The organism is Gemmatimonas phototrophica (genome assembly GCF_000695095.2).
GTDB lineage: Bacteria > Gemmatimonadota > Gemmatimonadetes > Gemmatimonadales > Gemmatimonadaceae > Gemmatimonas > Gemmatimonas phototrophica.
The window spans coordinates 1,865,993-1,880,809 of sequence record NZ_CP011454.1 but is presented as its reverse complement, the minus strand read 5'-3'; the positions used below and the strand labels follow the sequence as shown (position 1 = coordinate 1,880,809).

Genomic DNA, 14,817 nt, shown 5'->3' with positions numbered 1-14,817 from the left:
CCTCCTGGACGATGCGTTCCCGCACCCCGACTCAGGAGTGCAGCAGCGCGTGCAATCGAGCAGCCAGGGCCACCGCCTCGCGAACGCGTTCGGCGTTCGGCAAAGGAGCGGGTGCCCGCAAGGCCGCGTTCCAGTGCGCCATCGCTCCCACAAGATCGCCAGCGCGTGCCAGTTCGTCACCCTGCTGGCACAACATCCGTCCATCCTGCGTCAGCGTGGCACCCGTCGCCACGACCTCCTGCTGCTCTCCCGGGAAGGACGGTTCAATGGGGGTTGGCGCAACCGACGCCGCCGGAGGCCACGGTGTGTTTTGTCTCGGCAGCCCCTCCGGGGTGAGTACGCCGAGGGCGATGGGATCAAAGAGCGAGTCTTCGTCGAGGTCGCCAAAGGGCTGTGCGGGCAGCCCCCCGCTCAACGACGGGATCCACAGGTCCGGCGCCGTTACGGCGGTGGCACTCCCGGGGGTGAACGCCGAATCGGTACCGGGCGGGGCCGGGATGACCGTCGGGACGGCGGGAGTGGCCGGAGGGGTGGGGTTCTGGCGCGGCGCCGTCTGCCCTTCCCGCAGCGTCAGGAGTCCCGATCCCATGAGATCAAAGACCAGCTTGGCCACTTCGGTGACGTCGCGCTGCATGGCCGTGGCCAGCGCCATCAGATCGCGCTGCCCGTCCACACAGGTAAGGATTTCCCACTGGGGCGGCGAGAGGCGCAACAGCGGCAATTGCTGCGGCTCCACCTCAACAAACGCGGGAATGACGCGGGCATGGGGAACCCGCGATTCAATGTGCCGCCACACCTCGGCGCGCATGGCCGCGTCCATGAGCAGCGGTTCGACCGCCAGGCGCACGGTGGTGTCGTGCGTGGGCCGTTCGCCCGGAGCAAACCGGAACGTACCGTCGCGCCAGAGCAAGACATCCTGCACCGCGTCTTCCATGGCGGTGCGGTCCGACGTGCGACGGCGTGGCGCGGCAAGATCGTTGACCCGATCCACTCCCGCGACATCGGCGTCAATGATGGCGCCGCTGTTGAAGGCAATCTGGGCTCGCCGCCCCTGCAATGGGGCGTGGCAATGCAGCACCCCGGTTTTGCGCCCCAACGCGAGCAGCTGCAGCACCTCGGTGAGGGCGAGATCGCGAAGTCGGCCTTCGAGTGCCATGGTCAGTCTCTCACGCGACGTTTACCACCGGCTCGTCCACACGCACGGCGGGAGAAGGAGCGTCGGGGATGATGGCGAGGTCAAACACGATGTCATGTTCTTCGGCATCGCGAGCGAGGGGGGCCCGGGCGAGCGCCGCACGTGCCCGCGAGCGATACGGTTCAGCATCCGCGAGTTGCGACAGGCGTGTCCATCGCGCCATGGCATCGCGCAGACGCGATTGATCCGTGAGCAGCACACCGTCCAGCCAGAGAGCCGGCGCGTGGTCGGGGTCGTGGCGCAGCAATCGCTCCACGGCCACCCGCGCGTCGTCGGTACGCCCTTCGGCCACGAGAACTTCGGCCAACAGGGTCAGTGCGTCGAGATCGGTGGGAATGCGGCGCAGATGGTCGGCGAGCACCAGACGCGCGTCCGCATGCCGGCCGGCATCCTGATGCACCCGCGCGAGCTCCACGAGGGCCTCGCGCCAGTGCGGAACAGCGGTGAGCGCCGCCACCAGTTCGAGACGGGCCGCCAACAGATCGCCGCGCTCCCGCAACAAACGCGCGATGGCCACACGCGGGGTGGGGCGCATGGGGTCATTGGCCAGCGCCCGGCGATAGAAGCCAAGGGCCAACGATTCATCACGCAACTGCAGCGCGATATCGCCGGCAAAGTGCAGCATCGCGGCGCTCTCCAGATCCTGTCGCATGATGCGCAGCAAGGCACTCCGGGCCTCGTCGCGCAGCGCCGTCCCATCATGATCGGCCAAGGCCGCGGCATAGAGCACCAGGGCTTCCGGCGCGTCCGGCATCCAGGCCACCACGCGACGCAAGAGGGGCAATGCCTCGGCCGCCTTCTGCAGCAGACAGCAGGAGCGGGCTTCCCCAAGGGCGGCGCGATGCCAGAGGGCCATGAGGGAGTCGGCGGGGGCCGTACTCATGGCCTGATCGAGCAGCGTGCGCGCATCGCGATAGCGCTCAACCGCTTCGCCGTGCAGCGTACGCACCGCAAAGTCATCGGCCGCAGTACAGGCGGCGGCGACCCGTTCCTCCAGTGCCGGAACGGGGACGACGGCATGCGGTTGCTCGGGCAACAGACGATCCACCGCGTCGTCGCCCAGCTCGACCCCGGTGAGCGGTGTACCGCCCAACAGGCTGAGCAAATCAACGGGGCCTACGGCGTCAGGGCATTCCCGCTGCAGGTCGATCCCCACCGACAATCGGGCATCCTTGCGGACGGGGGACAGCGTAAGGGCCTGCTGCGTTTCACGCACTGCACCGTCCTGGTCACCCAACGCTTCCAACACCTGCGCCAGGGCATACCGGGCTTCGGCATGCGTGGAGCGCACCTCCACGGCTTTGACGAGGGCGTCACGCGCTTCTTCGGGACGCTGCATCTGCACCAGCACACGCCCCAGCGTGTGCCACACTTCGGCCTCACCCGGATGAAATTCCGCCAGCTCCCGCAGCAGGGCGAGAGCGGCCATGGGATCGCGATGCCTGGCCTGCCACCGGGCCAGATTCAGTCGGGCCAGGACCAAGGTGGGATCCAATTCGGCCGCGCGCGTGAAGGCTTCCCGCGCGGCGGTGCTGTCACCGCGATCCGCTAGGGCCACGCCAAGGTTGTTGTAGGCAATGGCGTGGCGCGGATCGATGCGCAACGAACGCCGATAGCTGTCCGCCGCGGCCGCCACATCACCCGCCTGATGCAGCGCGACACCATGTTCGTTCCAGCAGCGTGCGGATTCCTCGTCGCTGAGCAGCGCTTCGTAGCGCGAGCGGGCAGAGGTGGAATCGCCATCGAGCAGATCCAGTTCCGCGAGGGCGTGCTGGACCAGACGCGGATCTTCCCCCTGCGCGAAGGCCCGGTTGAACTCCTGCCGGGCCTCGCGAAAGTATCCGCGCTGCCGGAAAGCCAGTCCCAAACCGTAGCGCGCGAGGGCGCCATCGGGCTCCACCGACAGCACGCGCGTTTCGACAGCCGAGGCGCCCGGCGCGGGTTCAATCACCAGATCGCCCTGCAGCGCTTCCAGCGCCGGGTTGAGCTGTGCGGCGCGACGGGACGCGGCAATGGCGGATTCGTGGTGCCCCATGTCGCCAAGCACGAACCCTCGCAGCAGATGCGCATCGGCGTGCTCGGGGTGCTGCGCAAGCAGCTGATCCAGCACTTCCATGGCCTGCTCGTTCTGTCCACGCTGATACAGCACTTCGGCGAGATGCAGCCGGGCGTTGCCGAGCGTTCCGGCATTGACGGCGCGCTCAAACCAGCGTTGGGCTCGCCGCAGATCGCCGGCGCGTTGTTCAATGAGCCCGCGCTCGAAGAGCGCGTCCGCGTCATCGGGATCTTCGGCGATCAGGGCATCGAGCTGACGAATGGCATCGGCCGTGTGGCCAATGAGCCGCGTCAGCTGCGCCAGATCGCGCAAGGCAGACCGATCATCGGGATTCTGCGCAATGCGCTCGTCCAGCCGCTGCCGACGCGCATCGCAGGCGCCGGGCAGCGCGGCAGCCAGTTCAAGATTCCGTGCGGCCGTGCGCATGCGCGGGTCAATGGCCAACGCGCGCAGAAAGGCATCCACGGCCTCGGCGTGCAGGCCGCGCGTGTGATACAGCACCCCCAGATTGTTGAACGCTCCTGGATCACGCGGGTCGATGCGATCGACCAGCGTGCGCAGGAGTCCAACATCGGAAGCGTTCTGACTGGCGTTCATCCGCGTGGTCTGACGAACGTCACGCCAGACGGAGCGCGCGCAGCATGACCTGCAGCGACGCCGGATCGGGGAGCAACAGGAAGAATCCCCGCAGCGTGAGATCCGTCTCACGCAACAGAAACTCGCTCTCCACACAGAGGACGGAGTCGGGATCGGGAGCGAATTCTCCGAAGGCGCTCGCCAGCACGGCGGTGGACATATCGATCACCAGCGTGGGGGGCGACGGCAGCAGCAACATGCCCAGAAAATCACTTAGCGCGTTCATGTACGCACCACTCAGAATATTGCCGGTTTCCTTGATGGCCGACGACTCGAGTTCGCTGAAGGCGACCGACGACCCGACCGGGCGTCGCAGCATGAGCTCCGCCAGTCGCATGACCGTCGGCTTGGGAAACACCAGCAACGTACGTCCGGTGAGATCGCCGAGCATGTGCATCATGACGGCTGCCACGGGCTCCTCATGGGGAGCAAACTGCGCCGGCAGCTCTTCAATGCTGGCCACGCTGATGGCCGGCACCTTGATCATGATCGTACTGCCGGTCATCTGCGAGAGCGCTGTTGCCGCATGCCCCGCGCCCATGTTGGCAATTTCGCGCAAGGCGTCCAGCTGAATGCCCTTCAGCGAACGCACCACCGAGCGCGGTGCACCGTCGGGCTGTGATTGGCCCACCTCGTTGTCCTGCATGGTCATTTCCGCCATGAGTGGTTCCTCGCCCTTGCTGCCATCGTTCCTACCACCAGTCTGCACTACAGGGACTGCTTTATACGACACTCGGTACATCAATGATCAGCGCGGGGCTGCCATCACCCAGCACGGTTGCTCCGCTGAACCACGGGGAGGCTCCGCGTACCACATCGAGCGGCTTCACGACAATGTCCTGCTGTGCTACCAAGGCATCCACGAGCAACGCCACCCGGCGTCCCCCGGCCTCCACGATTGCGAGATGCTGATCCACACCACTGCCGGGGGCGGAAGCATTCACGTTCTCCAACGTTGACGAGCGAACCAGCCCAAACCGTTCACCGAGCGCCACGAGCGGAACAACTTCGTCACGAATGGTGACGGCAGGCCCACCGGCGTGATGCACCCGCAGGGATTCGTGATACTCCATGGCCTCTTCCACATGGGTGGCCGGCAGCGCAAAGGTGCTGCCGCGGACCTCCACCAGCAACGCACGGGTAATGGCCAGCGTGACCGGCAACCGCAGCGTCACCACCGTGCCCAGGCCTTCGATGGATTCGATTTCCAGTTGACCGCCCAGCGCGCGCACGCGCGTGTTCACGACATCCACTCCCACGCCGCGACCGGAGAGGTTGGTGACCCGTCGGGCGGTGGAGAAGCCGGGATGGGCGATGACCTGCAGCAGCAGTTCATCGGTGAGCACCGCGGTGTCCGGTGGCACCAGTCCCTGCTCCAGCGCGCGGTGCAGCACCGTCTCGCGATGAATGCCGCGTCCGTCATCCTGCACCTGAATGATCACGGCGGCCCGATCGCGGGCCGCGCGCAGAATGAGTTCACCACGCGGTGCTTTGCCCGCCGCCTCACGCACGGCCGGCTCTTCAATGCCATGGTCGAGCGCGTTCCGCAGCAGGTGCAGAATGGGGTCGCCAATAGCGTCGAGCAGCGAACGATCCAGTTCGATTTCGCGGCCTTCCATGACGAAAGACACGTCTTTCCCCAGTTCACGCGAGACATCGCGTACCAGTCGCGGAAACCGATCAAATACTTGTCCAACCGGCAGCAGTCGTGCCTGCAGCACTTCGTCCTGCATGGCACTCACCAGGCGGGCCGCATCACGAGCCGCCCGCTGCACGTCTCGGTCGGGATGATCCTCGGCCTCAATGGCCCGCAGCAACCGGTCGCGGGTAATGACCAGTTCGCCCACCAGATCGAGCAGCGTATCTAGGCGCCGCGCATCAATGCGCACGGTACGCGTGGCCTCTGGCACACTGGCCGCATCGGCCGCCTGTCGCGCCACCTGCGACGTGAGCGCCGGCAACCGGACCTGCACGCGTGACACATCGCCGGCGGCCATGGCGGCTTGTACGAGGGTGTCTTCGGCCGCGTCGCTCACCAGCGTCACCCGGAAGACGCCGTCGAAGCCGTCCTCCTGCCAGCGGGATTGCTCGGGGTGCGTGGCGCGTACCTGCCCCAACGGTCCGAGCTTGGCCAGCACCAGCATGGCCCGCACACCCTTCAGCGGACAATCGCTGACGAGGCGCACGTCCACATGCCGCACGTTCGCCACGTCAGGTGCCGAATCGGCCATCCCCACTCGTGTCGCAGAATCGGCAGACACTACGCTTGGTGTGCCGCCTACAGGCGCTGCGCCGGTGGACACCGGACGGCGTAGTCGCACGAGCAGCGAGCCAATCGTGGCGGATGGGGTCTCGACCCCCCGCGCGGCGTCATCGATGGCGGTGCGCAGCACATCGGTGCCTTCAAAGATCAGGGCCAGTAGATCGGCGTGTAGCGGCTCATCCCCACTGCGAAGTGGCTCGCACCGGGACTCGAGGGCGTGCGACACTTTCTCCACGGCCGTGTAGCCCATGGATCCGGCCATGCCCTTGATCGTGTGCATACCACGAAACAGGGTGGCCACGTGCGCACTGGTGACCACCGCATCCGCTCCGTCGCGCACCGACGCCTCCAGCGCGAGCAGCGCGGCGTCGAGTTCGGCGAGATGCTCGCGCGCCTCGGCCTGAAACAACGCCGCATAGCGCGCCGCGTCCATGGGAACCGCTCTTATGCGGCGAGCACGCGGTTCACCGCTTCCAGCACCCGGCTCGGCTGGAACGGCTTCACAACAAAATCCTTGGCGCCGGCCTGAATGGCTTCCACCACCAACGCCTGCTGGCCCATGGCGCTGCACATGAGCACGCGAGCCTGTGGGTCGAGCTTCGTGATTTCGCGCACCGCGTCAATGCCGCCCATGTCGGGCATCACGATGTCCATGGTGACCAGATCAGGGCGCAGGTGCTTGTACTTCTCCACCGCCTGCATCCCCGTTTCGGCCTCACCGACAATCTCGAAGCCCGCCTGTGTGAGGATGTCCCCCACCATGGTCCGCATGAAGATCGCGTCGTCGCAGATCAGAACAGTCTTGCTCACCGTGCTCTCTCCTCAGCTGAGTGCAGATACCGCGCGCAGAGCGCGACCGCGTCCAGAACCGTTACGCCGGCGGGGGCATCCGGAGACTCCGGCGTCGCGCCTCGCACATCGTGCACGGTATCCACGACGAGCCCGATTGGCCGGGCCCCGTGCTGAAGCAAGACGATTGATCCCGGCGTAACGGCACGCTCTCCCGTTCGGAGCGCCTGCAGGTCCAAGGCTGTGACGATGGCGCCCCGCACGTTGACGATCCCGGCCTGGATGACAGGCGATCCGGGGACCGGGCGCAAGCCGGCCGGGCGGACGACCTCACGAACCTGCTCAACGGGTATGCCCCACAACACGCCCGCCGACGCGACCACCAGCCATTGCGGCCGGTGGTCATCGTCGTCGTCGGAGAGCTCAGTCGGAAGCCGCCCCGCGGGCGCTTCCGACGGATTCGTCGGTATGGTAGAAGCCGAAGACATCGAGCGGGTCCTGATGCGTGGCGAGTTCCGGCATGTCACTGAGTGCGGCGAGCGACTGCCGTAAGTCCGTAGGCAGAGGTGACCGCAGATCGACAATGGCCCCGGACACCGGGTGCTTGAAGCGAAGCCAGGCGGCATGCAGGAAATGACGACGCGGAGGGAGTCCGGCCAGTTTGCGCCCCCCGCCCCCGCCATAGGTGTCATCACCAATGACCGGGTGTCCCACACTCGACAGGTGGATGCGGATCTGGTGCGTACGCCCGGTGTGCAGGTGCGCGCGCAGCAGGTCCACGCTGTCGAAGCGGGCCAGCCGTGTGAAGTCCGTACGTGCTGCCTTCCCTGTCTGGACGATTGCCATACGCGTCCGGTCTCGCGGATCACGGGCGATCGGCTTATCCACCGTCAGCGAGTCGGCATTCAGGTGTCCCCAGCAGACGGCCACATAGCGCCGGGTAACCTGCCGGGCCGCCAGCGCGCCGCTCAGAATACGGTGCGACTCGTCGGTTTTGGCGACCACCAGCAGACCGGAGGTGTCTTTGTCGAGGCGGTGCACCAGCCCGGCCCGGTCTTCCCCGCCCCCTTCGGCCAGCGGTTCGCCGCGCCCCATCAGGGCGTTCACGAGCGTACCCGACCAGTTGCCCGGAGCCGGATGCACCACCATGCCGGCGGCCTTGTTGACCACGAGGAGGTGTTCATCCTCGTACACGATGTCGAGCGGAATTTGCTCCGGCACCACATCACGCCCGGGCGGCGGGGGGACGGTGACCACGACCGCATCTTCCGGTTCGGCGCGGTAGCTGGCCTTCTGCCGCTCCCCATTCACCAGGACCGTGCCGTTGGCAATGAGGGTGGCCGCCTGCGTGCGCGACAGGTCACCGTGCCGGGCCACCAGCAGATCCAACCGCTCACCGGCGTTATCCGCCACGGTGAACGAGAACGTCAGGCCAGCACTCACGAGGTGGCCTCTTCCCGTGCTTTGAGCACATCCTGCTGCGCCTTGTCTTCATGCCAGAGCGCAATGACCAGACAGGCCGCCCCAATGGTCACGGCCGTATCGGCCACGTTGAACGTCCAGAAGCGCACGGACCCAATGCCGATATCGATGAAATCCACGACGCCTTCGCGGAGCCGAATGCGGTCGAGCAGGTTACCAATGGCCCCGCCCACGATCACCGGTACCCCAAACGCCGCCACCTTCGAGATGCGGGTGAGGTCGGCCGTGGCTCGCATGAGGACGACGACAATCACGATGCTCAGCGCGGCAAAGATCCACCGGGAGCCAGGTCCGAGGTGCATGCCAAAGGCCGCCCCCGGGTTGTAGGCCAAGGTAAAGCGCACCACATCACCAAGAATGCGATGGGGCATGTGCCGAGGCACGAGGTGCTCCACGGCCAGCGCCTTGGTGAAGAAGTCGAGCCCGACGGTCACGACCACCAACACCCAGAACCGCAGGGTCATGGGCGCCGTAGGCACATCGTTGATGACGGCGCTGGCGGTAGCGGCGCGCGCAATGGGCGCCCGGGTGTTCGGCTTCATGACGGCACAGTGATCAGGGAACGAGGTCGCGCGAGTCAGACGAGGCGGCGTTTTCGCGTGCCGCCGCTTCCAACGCCGCGATCTCGCGGCGCTCCTCATGCCAGAGGACGAGGGCGAGCAGGATGGCACCGCTACTCACCGCAATATCGGCCACATTGAATGTAGGCCAGCGATGGGTCCCGAAACCGATATCGATAAAGTCCACGACACCGAATTCCGATCGGATGCGGTCAATGACGTTTCCGACTGCGCCGGCCGCCACCAGCGAAATGGCCAGGACGCGACGAAAGTCACCGTCTTCCGTCTGCTGATACAACTTGCCCAGGATCACCAGCGCGCCACAGGTGAGCCCCATGAAAATCCACCGCGAGTACGGCCCCAGGTTCAGCCCGAAGGCTGCCCCGGGGTTGTACACGAGGGCAAAGCGAAACCACTCCCCGAAGACCGACTTCGGGGTACCCGCGGTGACCATCGTGTTCTCGGCCACCAACTTGGTGATCTGATCGAGAATGACGACGACAAGGAAGACGGGGAACGCGACGATCGCCTTCACGTCATCCCTTCTTCGAGTCTTCCTCGCGCTGCTTGCACGCGATGCAATACCGGGCGTTGGGCAGCGCATCGAGACGCTCGAATGCGATTTCCTCGCCACACTGATGGCACTTGCCGAACATTTCCGGCGCCTTGTACAACCGACGGAGGGCCTGGTCGATGTGGAACAGAAAGCGCCCTTCCTTGGAGGCAAACAGGAAGGCCTTCTCGCGCTCCATGGCGTCAGTCCCCTGGTCGGCCATGTGGAACGAGTAGGCGCTGTTGTCCCCTTCGCTGGCCTCGCCGTTGGGGCCCAGCGTATCGCTGTGGTGGCCGAGCTCCTTGAGCACGCGCTTCCGCTCTTCGAGCAGCCGCTTCTCGAAGTGCTGGAGCTGCTTCTTGGGCATGGGTTTGGGCTTCTTGGTGGCGTCCTTCGTCGACGCAGACTTCGATTCGGCCATCACGACCCTTCCTTGGTGAGCGCAAGCCGGATCGAACGTCCATCGACGTCGCCAGCGTGCGTAGCGGTCCACATGGCGCCGTCTCCAGTGCCGGAGAGCGGCGAACCCACCTCATCGCCGAGCAGCAATCGCGCGGCGAGCACCTCTTCAGCGATACGGCTGCGGTGAGCAGCCACGGCGCCTTCCACCTCAACATCTCCCGACACCGCCAACACAATGCGATCGCTGACCGCCAACTGCGCTTCCTTGCGAAGGCGCTGCACCCGGCTGATGACTTCCCGGGCCAACCCTTCTTCGCGGAGTTCGGGGGTAATGGTGGGGTCGAGGGCGACCCCGTACCCGCCGTTCTCCTGAACGACCGCTGCGCCGGACGCGCGCCGGATGATGGCGACGTCCTCCGGGGCAATCAAGCGCTCAGCCCCGGCAACCTCGATGGTAATGGACTGCCCGGCCGCCAGCGGACGCAGCTGATCGGCCGCCAACGCCGTGACCGCTTCGGCCACCAGCGGCGTTTCCTTCCCGAACTTCTTGCCCAGCGTGCGAAAGTTGGCCTTGGCCTCCAGCGACACCAGGGCGTCGGTCGAGGTGACAAACTCCACCCGTTTCACGTTCAACTCCGACGCCAGCAGCCCGCCCAGCGCCGACACCGCCTCCACATTGCCCGGCACCACGCACTGCAGCGACGGCAGTGGCTGACGCACCTTCACGTCGGCCACATCGCGCGCGGCGTGCGCCAGCCCGGCCAGCGTCCGGAGATCATCCATGGCTGTCTCGAGCGTTTCGTCTACCGGCGTGGGGTGCTCACGCGTGTACGGCGCGAGGTGCACCGAAGTTCCGGTCAGCGCCCGGTGCACCGCGTCGGTCATGAACGGGGCAAACGGCGCCAGCAGCCGGCACGTGACGGTGAGTACTTCATGCAACGTCGCAAAGGCCGCGCGGTTGTCGGCATTTTCCACATCGTAGAAGCGCGCGCGGCTTTGCCGTACGTACCACTTGGACACATCGTCGTCCATGAACTGCATGACCCGACGCGCCGCCAGCGTGGCGTCGTAGTTGTCGAGGTGTGCGTTGACTTCGCGCTCCACCCGCGTGAGCCGCGACAGAATCCAGCGATCGAGCGCCGGACGCTCCGCCACGACCGGATCGTTCGCGCTGGGCTGCCATCCGAAGTTGGCGTACTGCGCGAAGATGCCGTTGTAGACGTTGCGGAACGTGAGCAGGAAGCGCCCCGCCGTTTCGCGAATGGCGTTCTCGTCGAAGCGCCGCGGCACCCACACCTGGCTCGAGGCCACGAGGAACAACCGTACCGCGTCGGCACCGTGGCGCTCCATGACATCCCACGGGTTGACCACGTTGCCCTTCGACTTGGACATCTTCTGTCCCTGCGCGTCGAGCACGAGGTCATTCACCACCACGTTGCGATACGGTGCGGCCTGGTCGTGCCCATTGTTTGGCAGCGCATCGCCCAGGGTGGTGGCAATGGCGAGCAGCGAATAGAACCACCCGCGCGTCTGGTCCACGCCTTCGCAGATGAAGTCGGCGGGGAACTGCGCGGCCACGATGTCCTTGTTCTCGAACGGGTAGTGCCACTGCGCGAAGGGCATGGACCCTGAGTCGAACCAGGTATCAATGACTTCAGGGACGCGGCGCATGGTACCCGTACCGCTTTTGGCCGGCCAGGTGTACTGGTCGATGTGCGGCTTGTGCGGATCGAAATCCTCTGGCAGCGGACGGCCAATGCGCTCGGCGAGGTCGGCATAGCTGCCAATCACGTCGATGTCGGTCGGATCTTCATCGTTGACCCACACCGGCAACGGCGTGCCCCAGTAGCGATCGCGCGAGATGGCCCAGTCCACGTTGTTGGACAGCCACTCGCCAAAGCGACCAGTGCCCACCTCGGTGGGATTCCAGTTCACCTTGGCGTTGCGGCTGAGCAGCGCGTCGCGCAGCGCCGTCGTGCGCACAAACCACGAGCCGCGCGCGTAGTACAGCAGCGGCGTGCCGCAGCGCCAGCAGTGCGGATATGAGTGCACAAATTGGCTGGCCTTCCACAGGACATCCCGTTCCTTGAGCACTTCCAGAATGCGGGCATCGGCCTTCTTCACGAACAATCCAGCCACTTCGGGCGTGCCTTCCACGAACTCGCCGCGCGCATTGACCGGCTGCACGAACGCCAACCCGTGGCGCTGCCCGGCGGCATAGTCGTCGGCGCCGAACGCGGGGGCCATGTGCACCACGCCGGAGCCATCTTCGGCCGACACGAACTCCTCGGGCACGATGATTTCGTGCTGTCCTTCCGCCGGATACTCGACCCAGTCGAGTGGCCGACGATAACGACGCCCGACCAGGTCGGTGCCCTTCATGGTGCCAACCACATCCCACCGATCGGCCCAGTCGCCGCCCAGCACACCGGGCACACGCGCTTCCGCGAGGATGATGGTGAATTCCGCCCCGGACTTCTTGCGCAGCTCGGCGTAGGTGAGATCGGGGTGCACCGCCAGCGCGGTGTTGGACACCAGCGTCCAGGGGGTGGTGGTCCACACCAGGATGCGTCGCCGCATGGCGGGCGGATTGCCGTTGGCGTCGAGCAGATCCAGCGCCACGTAGACGCTGGGATCTTCGACGTCATCGTAGCCCTGCGCCACCTCGTGACTGGACAGCGCCGTGCCGCAGCGCGCGCAATACGGCAGAATCTTGTGGCCACGCACGAGCAAACTCTTTTCGTGCATCGTGCGTAGCGCCCACCACACACTCTCCACGAAATCGTGCGAGTACGTGACGTACGGATTGTCGTAGTCGAGCCAATAGGCGGTGCGGTGCGACAGCTTCTCCCATTCGCCGCGGTACTTCCACACGCTTTCGCGGCACCGGCGGTTGAACTCCGCCACGCCCACCTGCTCGATGAGCTGCTTGCCGCCAAGCTTTGCGATCTCGCTGGGATCAACGCCCTGCCGCTCCGCCTCTTCGCGCTGGAGCTCCTTTTCGACCTCGATTTCCACCGGCAACCCGTGCGTATCCCAGCCGGCCTTGCGGGGCACGTAGTACCCCTGCATGGCGCGGTGGCGGCAGAACAGGTCCTTGATGGTGCGGGCAAACACGTGGTGAATGCCCGGACGTCCGTTGGCTGTTGGCGGGCCCTCGAAAAATACGAACGGCGTCGCGTTCGCACGCGCTGCCTGCGATTGTTCGAACAGCTTCTCGGTATCCCACTGCGCGAGAATGCCGCGCTCAAGCGCGTCAGCGTTGGTTTCGGGGAGCAACGGGTACAGCACGGCGTCCTGCGTCATAGTCACCAGAAGAGGAAAGCGACGAACAGAAAGTGCTACAGCTGGGCGAGCACGCCCTTGACCACGGCCGACAGCTTGGGCTCCGCCCCCTTCGCCACCGCAATGATGTCGGGGAGATGGGCTGGCTTGAGCGAATCGGGGAGGCACTGATCGGTGATGATCGACAGACCCAGTACCCGCATGCCGCCATGGACCGCGACAATGACTTCCGGCACCGTGCTCATGCCCACGACATCGGCCCCGATACCGCGCAGGAATCGGTACTCGGCGCGCGTTTCGAGGTTGGGCCCCTGCACCGCCACGTAGACGCCTTCGCGCAACGCGACCCCATGCTCCAGCGCCACGGCGCGGGCCAGCGTGCGCAGGCCGGCATCGTAGGGTTCCGACATATCGGGAAACCGCGGTCCGAGTGTTTCGTCATTCGGACCGATGAGCGGATTGTCGCCCAGCAGATTGATGTGATCGGCGATGAGCATGAGATCACCGGGCGCCCACAACGGATGCATCCCACCGCACGCGTTGCTCACAATCAGCGTCTGTGCCCCCAGCGCACGAAGCACGCGCACCGGGAAGGTGACCTGCTGGAGCGAATAGCCCTCGTACGCGTGAAAACGGCCCTGCATGGCGATAATCGTTTTCCCGCCCAGCGTGCCACAGAGCAAGCGGCCTTTGTGGGACTCGACCGTGGAGAGCGGAAAGTTGGGGAGGTCACTGTAGTCGATGACCTGCTCCACCTGGATTTCCTCGGCCAATCCCCCGAGGCCAGTGCCCAGAATGATCGCGGCCTCCACCGGCTTGGCAAAGCGCGCGCGCACCGCCTGCGCACACGCCGCGATGCGCTCCCGCGCGTGCAGCCCGAGGGCAGGATGCGAGAGTCCGACGGCGTTGTGTTCCTGCGTGTATTGCAGCTGCGGCCGCGAAGCCGGCGGAGCCTTCCCGGCACCACTCATCGCTGTTCATCCTCCACGATGGCATCGAGCCAGGAAGGCGTTGGCGCCATGTTCCGTTGCGGCAGCTGACGGATCTGGCTCACCACCGACGGATCCGGCTCAACCGCTGAACCGGTTCGCGGTGTGGTGAAATCGGGGACCGGCTCCTGCTCCGCGGAGCTGAGCTCAGCGAGCTGACGTTCCAGCTGGTTGCGCAGTTGGGCCAGGTACGACCGCCGCGTACGCCAGAGGGCCTGCAGTTCCTGCTGCGCACGAGCGACTTCGTCGCGCACCGACTGCAATTGACGGTCTGCTTCCTGTTGGGCCTCGCGCACAATGAGCTGCGCCTCGCGCTCGGCCTGCTCGCGGATGTCTCCGCGCAGCTGCTGCGCACTCACGAGGGCCTCGTTCAACGCCTTGTCGCGCTCCCGGAACGACTTGAGCTGCTCGTGAAAATTGCGCGCCTTCTGGTCGAGCTCTTGGTTGGCGCGCGCCAACCGCTCGAGTTCTTCGGCGACCTGTTCACGAAACTGGTCAACGCGCGCGCGATCATAGCCCCGCAGCGCGTTGCCAAAGTCGTAGCGACGCGCATCAAGCGCGGTGAGATGAAACCCCTGGTGACTTTCGTCGGTCATTCGCTATCCCG

Annotated in this window: 13 protein-coding genes; all 13 read right to left on the bottom strand. The window is 65.7% G+C overall.

The window, feature by feature from the left end:
- Nucleotides 1-31 precede the first annotated feature (31 nt).
- Nucleotides 32-1,156, bottom strand: coding sequence for a DUF4388 domain-containing protein (locus GEMMAAP_RS07780; RefSeq protein ID WP_026850508.1), 1,125 nt, complete (start codon nt 1,154-1,156; stop codon nt 32-34).
- Between the two features lie 10 nt (nt 1,157-1,166).
- Nucleotides 1,167-3,848 carry a tetratricopeptide repeat protein gene (locus tag GEMMAAP_RS07775; protein ID WP_026850507.1) on the bottom strand — a complete coding sequence of 894 codons (2,682 nt, stop codon included), beginning with the start codon at nt 3,846-3,848 and terminating at the stop codon, nt 1,167-1,169.
- Nucleotides 3,849-3,867: 19 nt separating this feature from the next.
- Nucleotides 3,868-4,620, bottom strand: coding sequence for a chemotaxis protein CheC (locus GEMMAAP_RS07770; RefSeq protein WP_158514773.1), 753 nt, complete (start codon nt 4,618-4,620; stop codon nt 3,868-3,870).
- Nucleotides 4,610-6,583 (bottom strand): chemotaxis protein CheA, encoded by a 1,974-nt coding sequence (locus GEMMAAP_RS07765; RefSeq protein ID WP_026850505.1) that lies wholly within the window; start codon nt 6,581-6,583, stop codon nt 4,610-4,612. The genes GEMMAAP_RS07770 and GEMMAAP_RS07765 overlap by 11 nt, the downstream gene beginning before the upstream one ends.
- A gap of 11 nt (nt 6,584-6,594) precedes the next feature.
- On the bottom strand, nt 6,595-6,960 hold the full coding sequence (locus GEMMAAP_RS07760; protein ID WP_026850504.1) for a response regulator: 366 nt from the start codon (nt 6,958-6,960) through the stop codon (nt 6,595-6,597).
- On the bottom strand, nt 6,957-7,427 hold the full coding sequence (locus GEMMAAP_RS21215; protein ID WP_075071461.1) for a chemotaxis protein CheW: 471 nt from the start codon (nt 7,425-7,427) through the stop codon (nt 6,957-6,959). The genes GEMMAAP_RS07760 and GEMMAAP_RS21215 overlap by 4 nt, the downstream gene beginning before the upstream one ends.
- A complete protein-coding gene (locus GEMMAAP_RS07750) occupies nt 7,363-8,382 on the bottom strand; it encodes an RluA family pseudouridine synthase (protein ID WP_075071460.1) in 1,020 nt (339 codons plus the stop codon). Before GEMMAAP_RS07750 ends, GEMMAAP_RS21215 begins: the two co-directional genes overlap by 65 nt.
- Nucleotides 8,379-8,963: a signal peptidase II gene (gene lspA / locus GEMMAAP_RS07745; RefSeq protein WP_053334402.1), complete on the bottom strand. Its 585-nt coding sequence runs from the start codon at nt 8,961-8,963 to the stop codon at nt 8,379-8,381. The genes GEMMAAP_RS07750 and lspA (GEMMAAP_RS07745) overlap by 4 nt, the downstream gene beginning before the upstream one ends.
- 13 nt (nt 8,964-8,976) lie before the next feature.
- Nucleotides 8,977-9,516: a signal peptidase II gene (gene lspA / locus GEMMAAP_RS07740; protein WP_053334401.1), complete on the bottom strand. Its 540-nt coding sequence runs from the start codon at nt 9,514-9,516 to the stop codon at nt 8,977-8,979.
- Between the two features lies 1 nt (nt 9,517).
- The gene (locus tag GEMMAAP_RS07735; RefSeq protein ID WP_053334400.1) at nt 9,518-9,955 is read right to left on the bottom strand and encodes a TraR/DksA family transcriptional regulator; all 438 of its coding nucleotides are present in this window, start codon (nt 9,953-9,955) and stop codon (nt 9,518-9,520) included.
- Nucleotides 9,955-13,242: an isoleucine--tRNA ligase gene (ileS, locus tag GEMMAAP_RS07730; RefSeq protein ID WP_053334399.1), complete on the bottom strand. Its 3,288-nt coding sequence runs from the start codon at nt 13,240-13,242 to the stop codon at nt 9,955-9,957. Before ileS ends, GEMMAAP_RS07735 begins: the two co-directional genes overlap by 1 nt.
- Before the next feature lie 35 nt (nt 13,243-13,277).
- Nucleotides 13,278-14,096, bottom strand: a complete 819-nt coding sequence (locus GEMMAAP_RS07725; protein ID WP_026850502.1) for a purine-nucleoside phosphorylase — start codon at nt 14,094-14,096, stop codon at nt 13,278-13,280.
- Between the two features lie 92 nt (nt 14,097-14,188).
- Nucleotides 14,189-14,806 carry a DivIVA domain-containing protein gene (locus GEMMAAP_RS07720; RefSeq protein WP_026850501.1) on the bottom strand — a complete coding sequence of 206 codons (618 nt, stop codon included), beginning with the start codon at nt 14,804-14,806 and terminating at the stop codon, nt 14,189-14,191.
- Between the last annotated feature and the right edge of the window lie 11 nt (nt 14,807-14,817).

What these genes read in the sequence shown, in the direction of transcription:
- GEMMAAP_RS07780 (WP_026850508.1), bottom strand. Translation starts at nt 1,156, where the DNA reads ATGGCACTCGAAGGCCGACTTCGCGATCTCGCCCTCACCGAGGTGCTG.
- GEMMAAP_RS07775 (WP_026850507.1), bottom strand. Translation starts at nt 3,848, where the DNA reads ATGAACGCCAGTCAGAACGCTTCCGATGTTGGACTCCTGCGCACGCTG.
- GEMMAAP_RS07765 (WP_026850505.1), bottom strand. Translation starts at nt 6,583, where the DNA reads ATGGACGCGGCGCGCTATGCGGCGTTGTTTCAGGCCGAGGCGCGCGAG.
- GEMMAAP_RS21215 (WP_075071461.1), bottom strand. Translation starts at nt 7,427, where the DNA reads ATGTCTTCGGCTTCTACCATACCGACGAATCCGTCGGAAGCGCCCGCG.
- lspA (WP_053334402.1), bottom strand. Translation starts at nt 8,963, where the DNA reads ATGAAGCCGAACACCCGGGCGCCCATTGCGCGCGCCGCTACCGCCAGC.
- GEMMAAP_RS07735 (WP_053334400.1), bottom strand. Translation starts at nt 9,955, where the DNA reads ATGGCCGAATCGAAGTCTGCGTCGACGAAGGACGCCACCAAGAAGCCC.
- ileS (WP_053334399.1), bottom strand. Translation starts at nt 13,242, where the DNA reads ATGACGCAGGACGCCGTGCTGTACCCGTTGCTCCCCGAAACCAACGCT.
- GEMMAAP_RS07720 (WP_026850501.1), bottom strand. Translation starts at nt 14,806, where the DNA reads ATGACCGACGAAAGTCACCAGGGGTTTCATCTCACCGCGCTTGATGCG.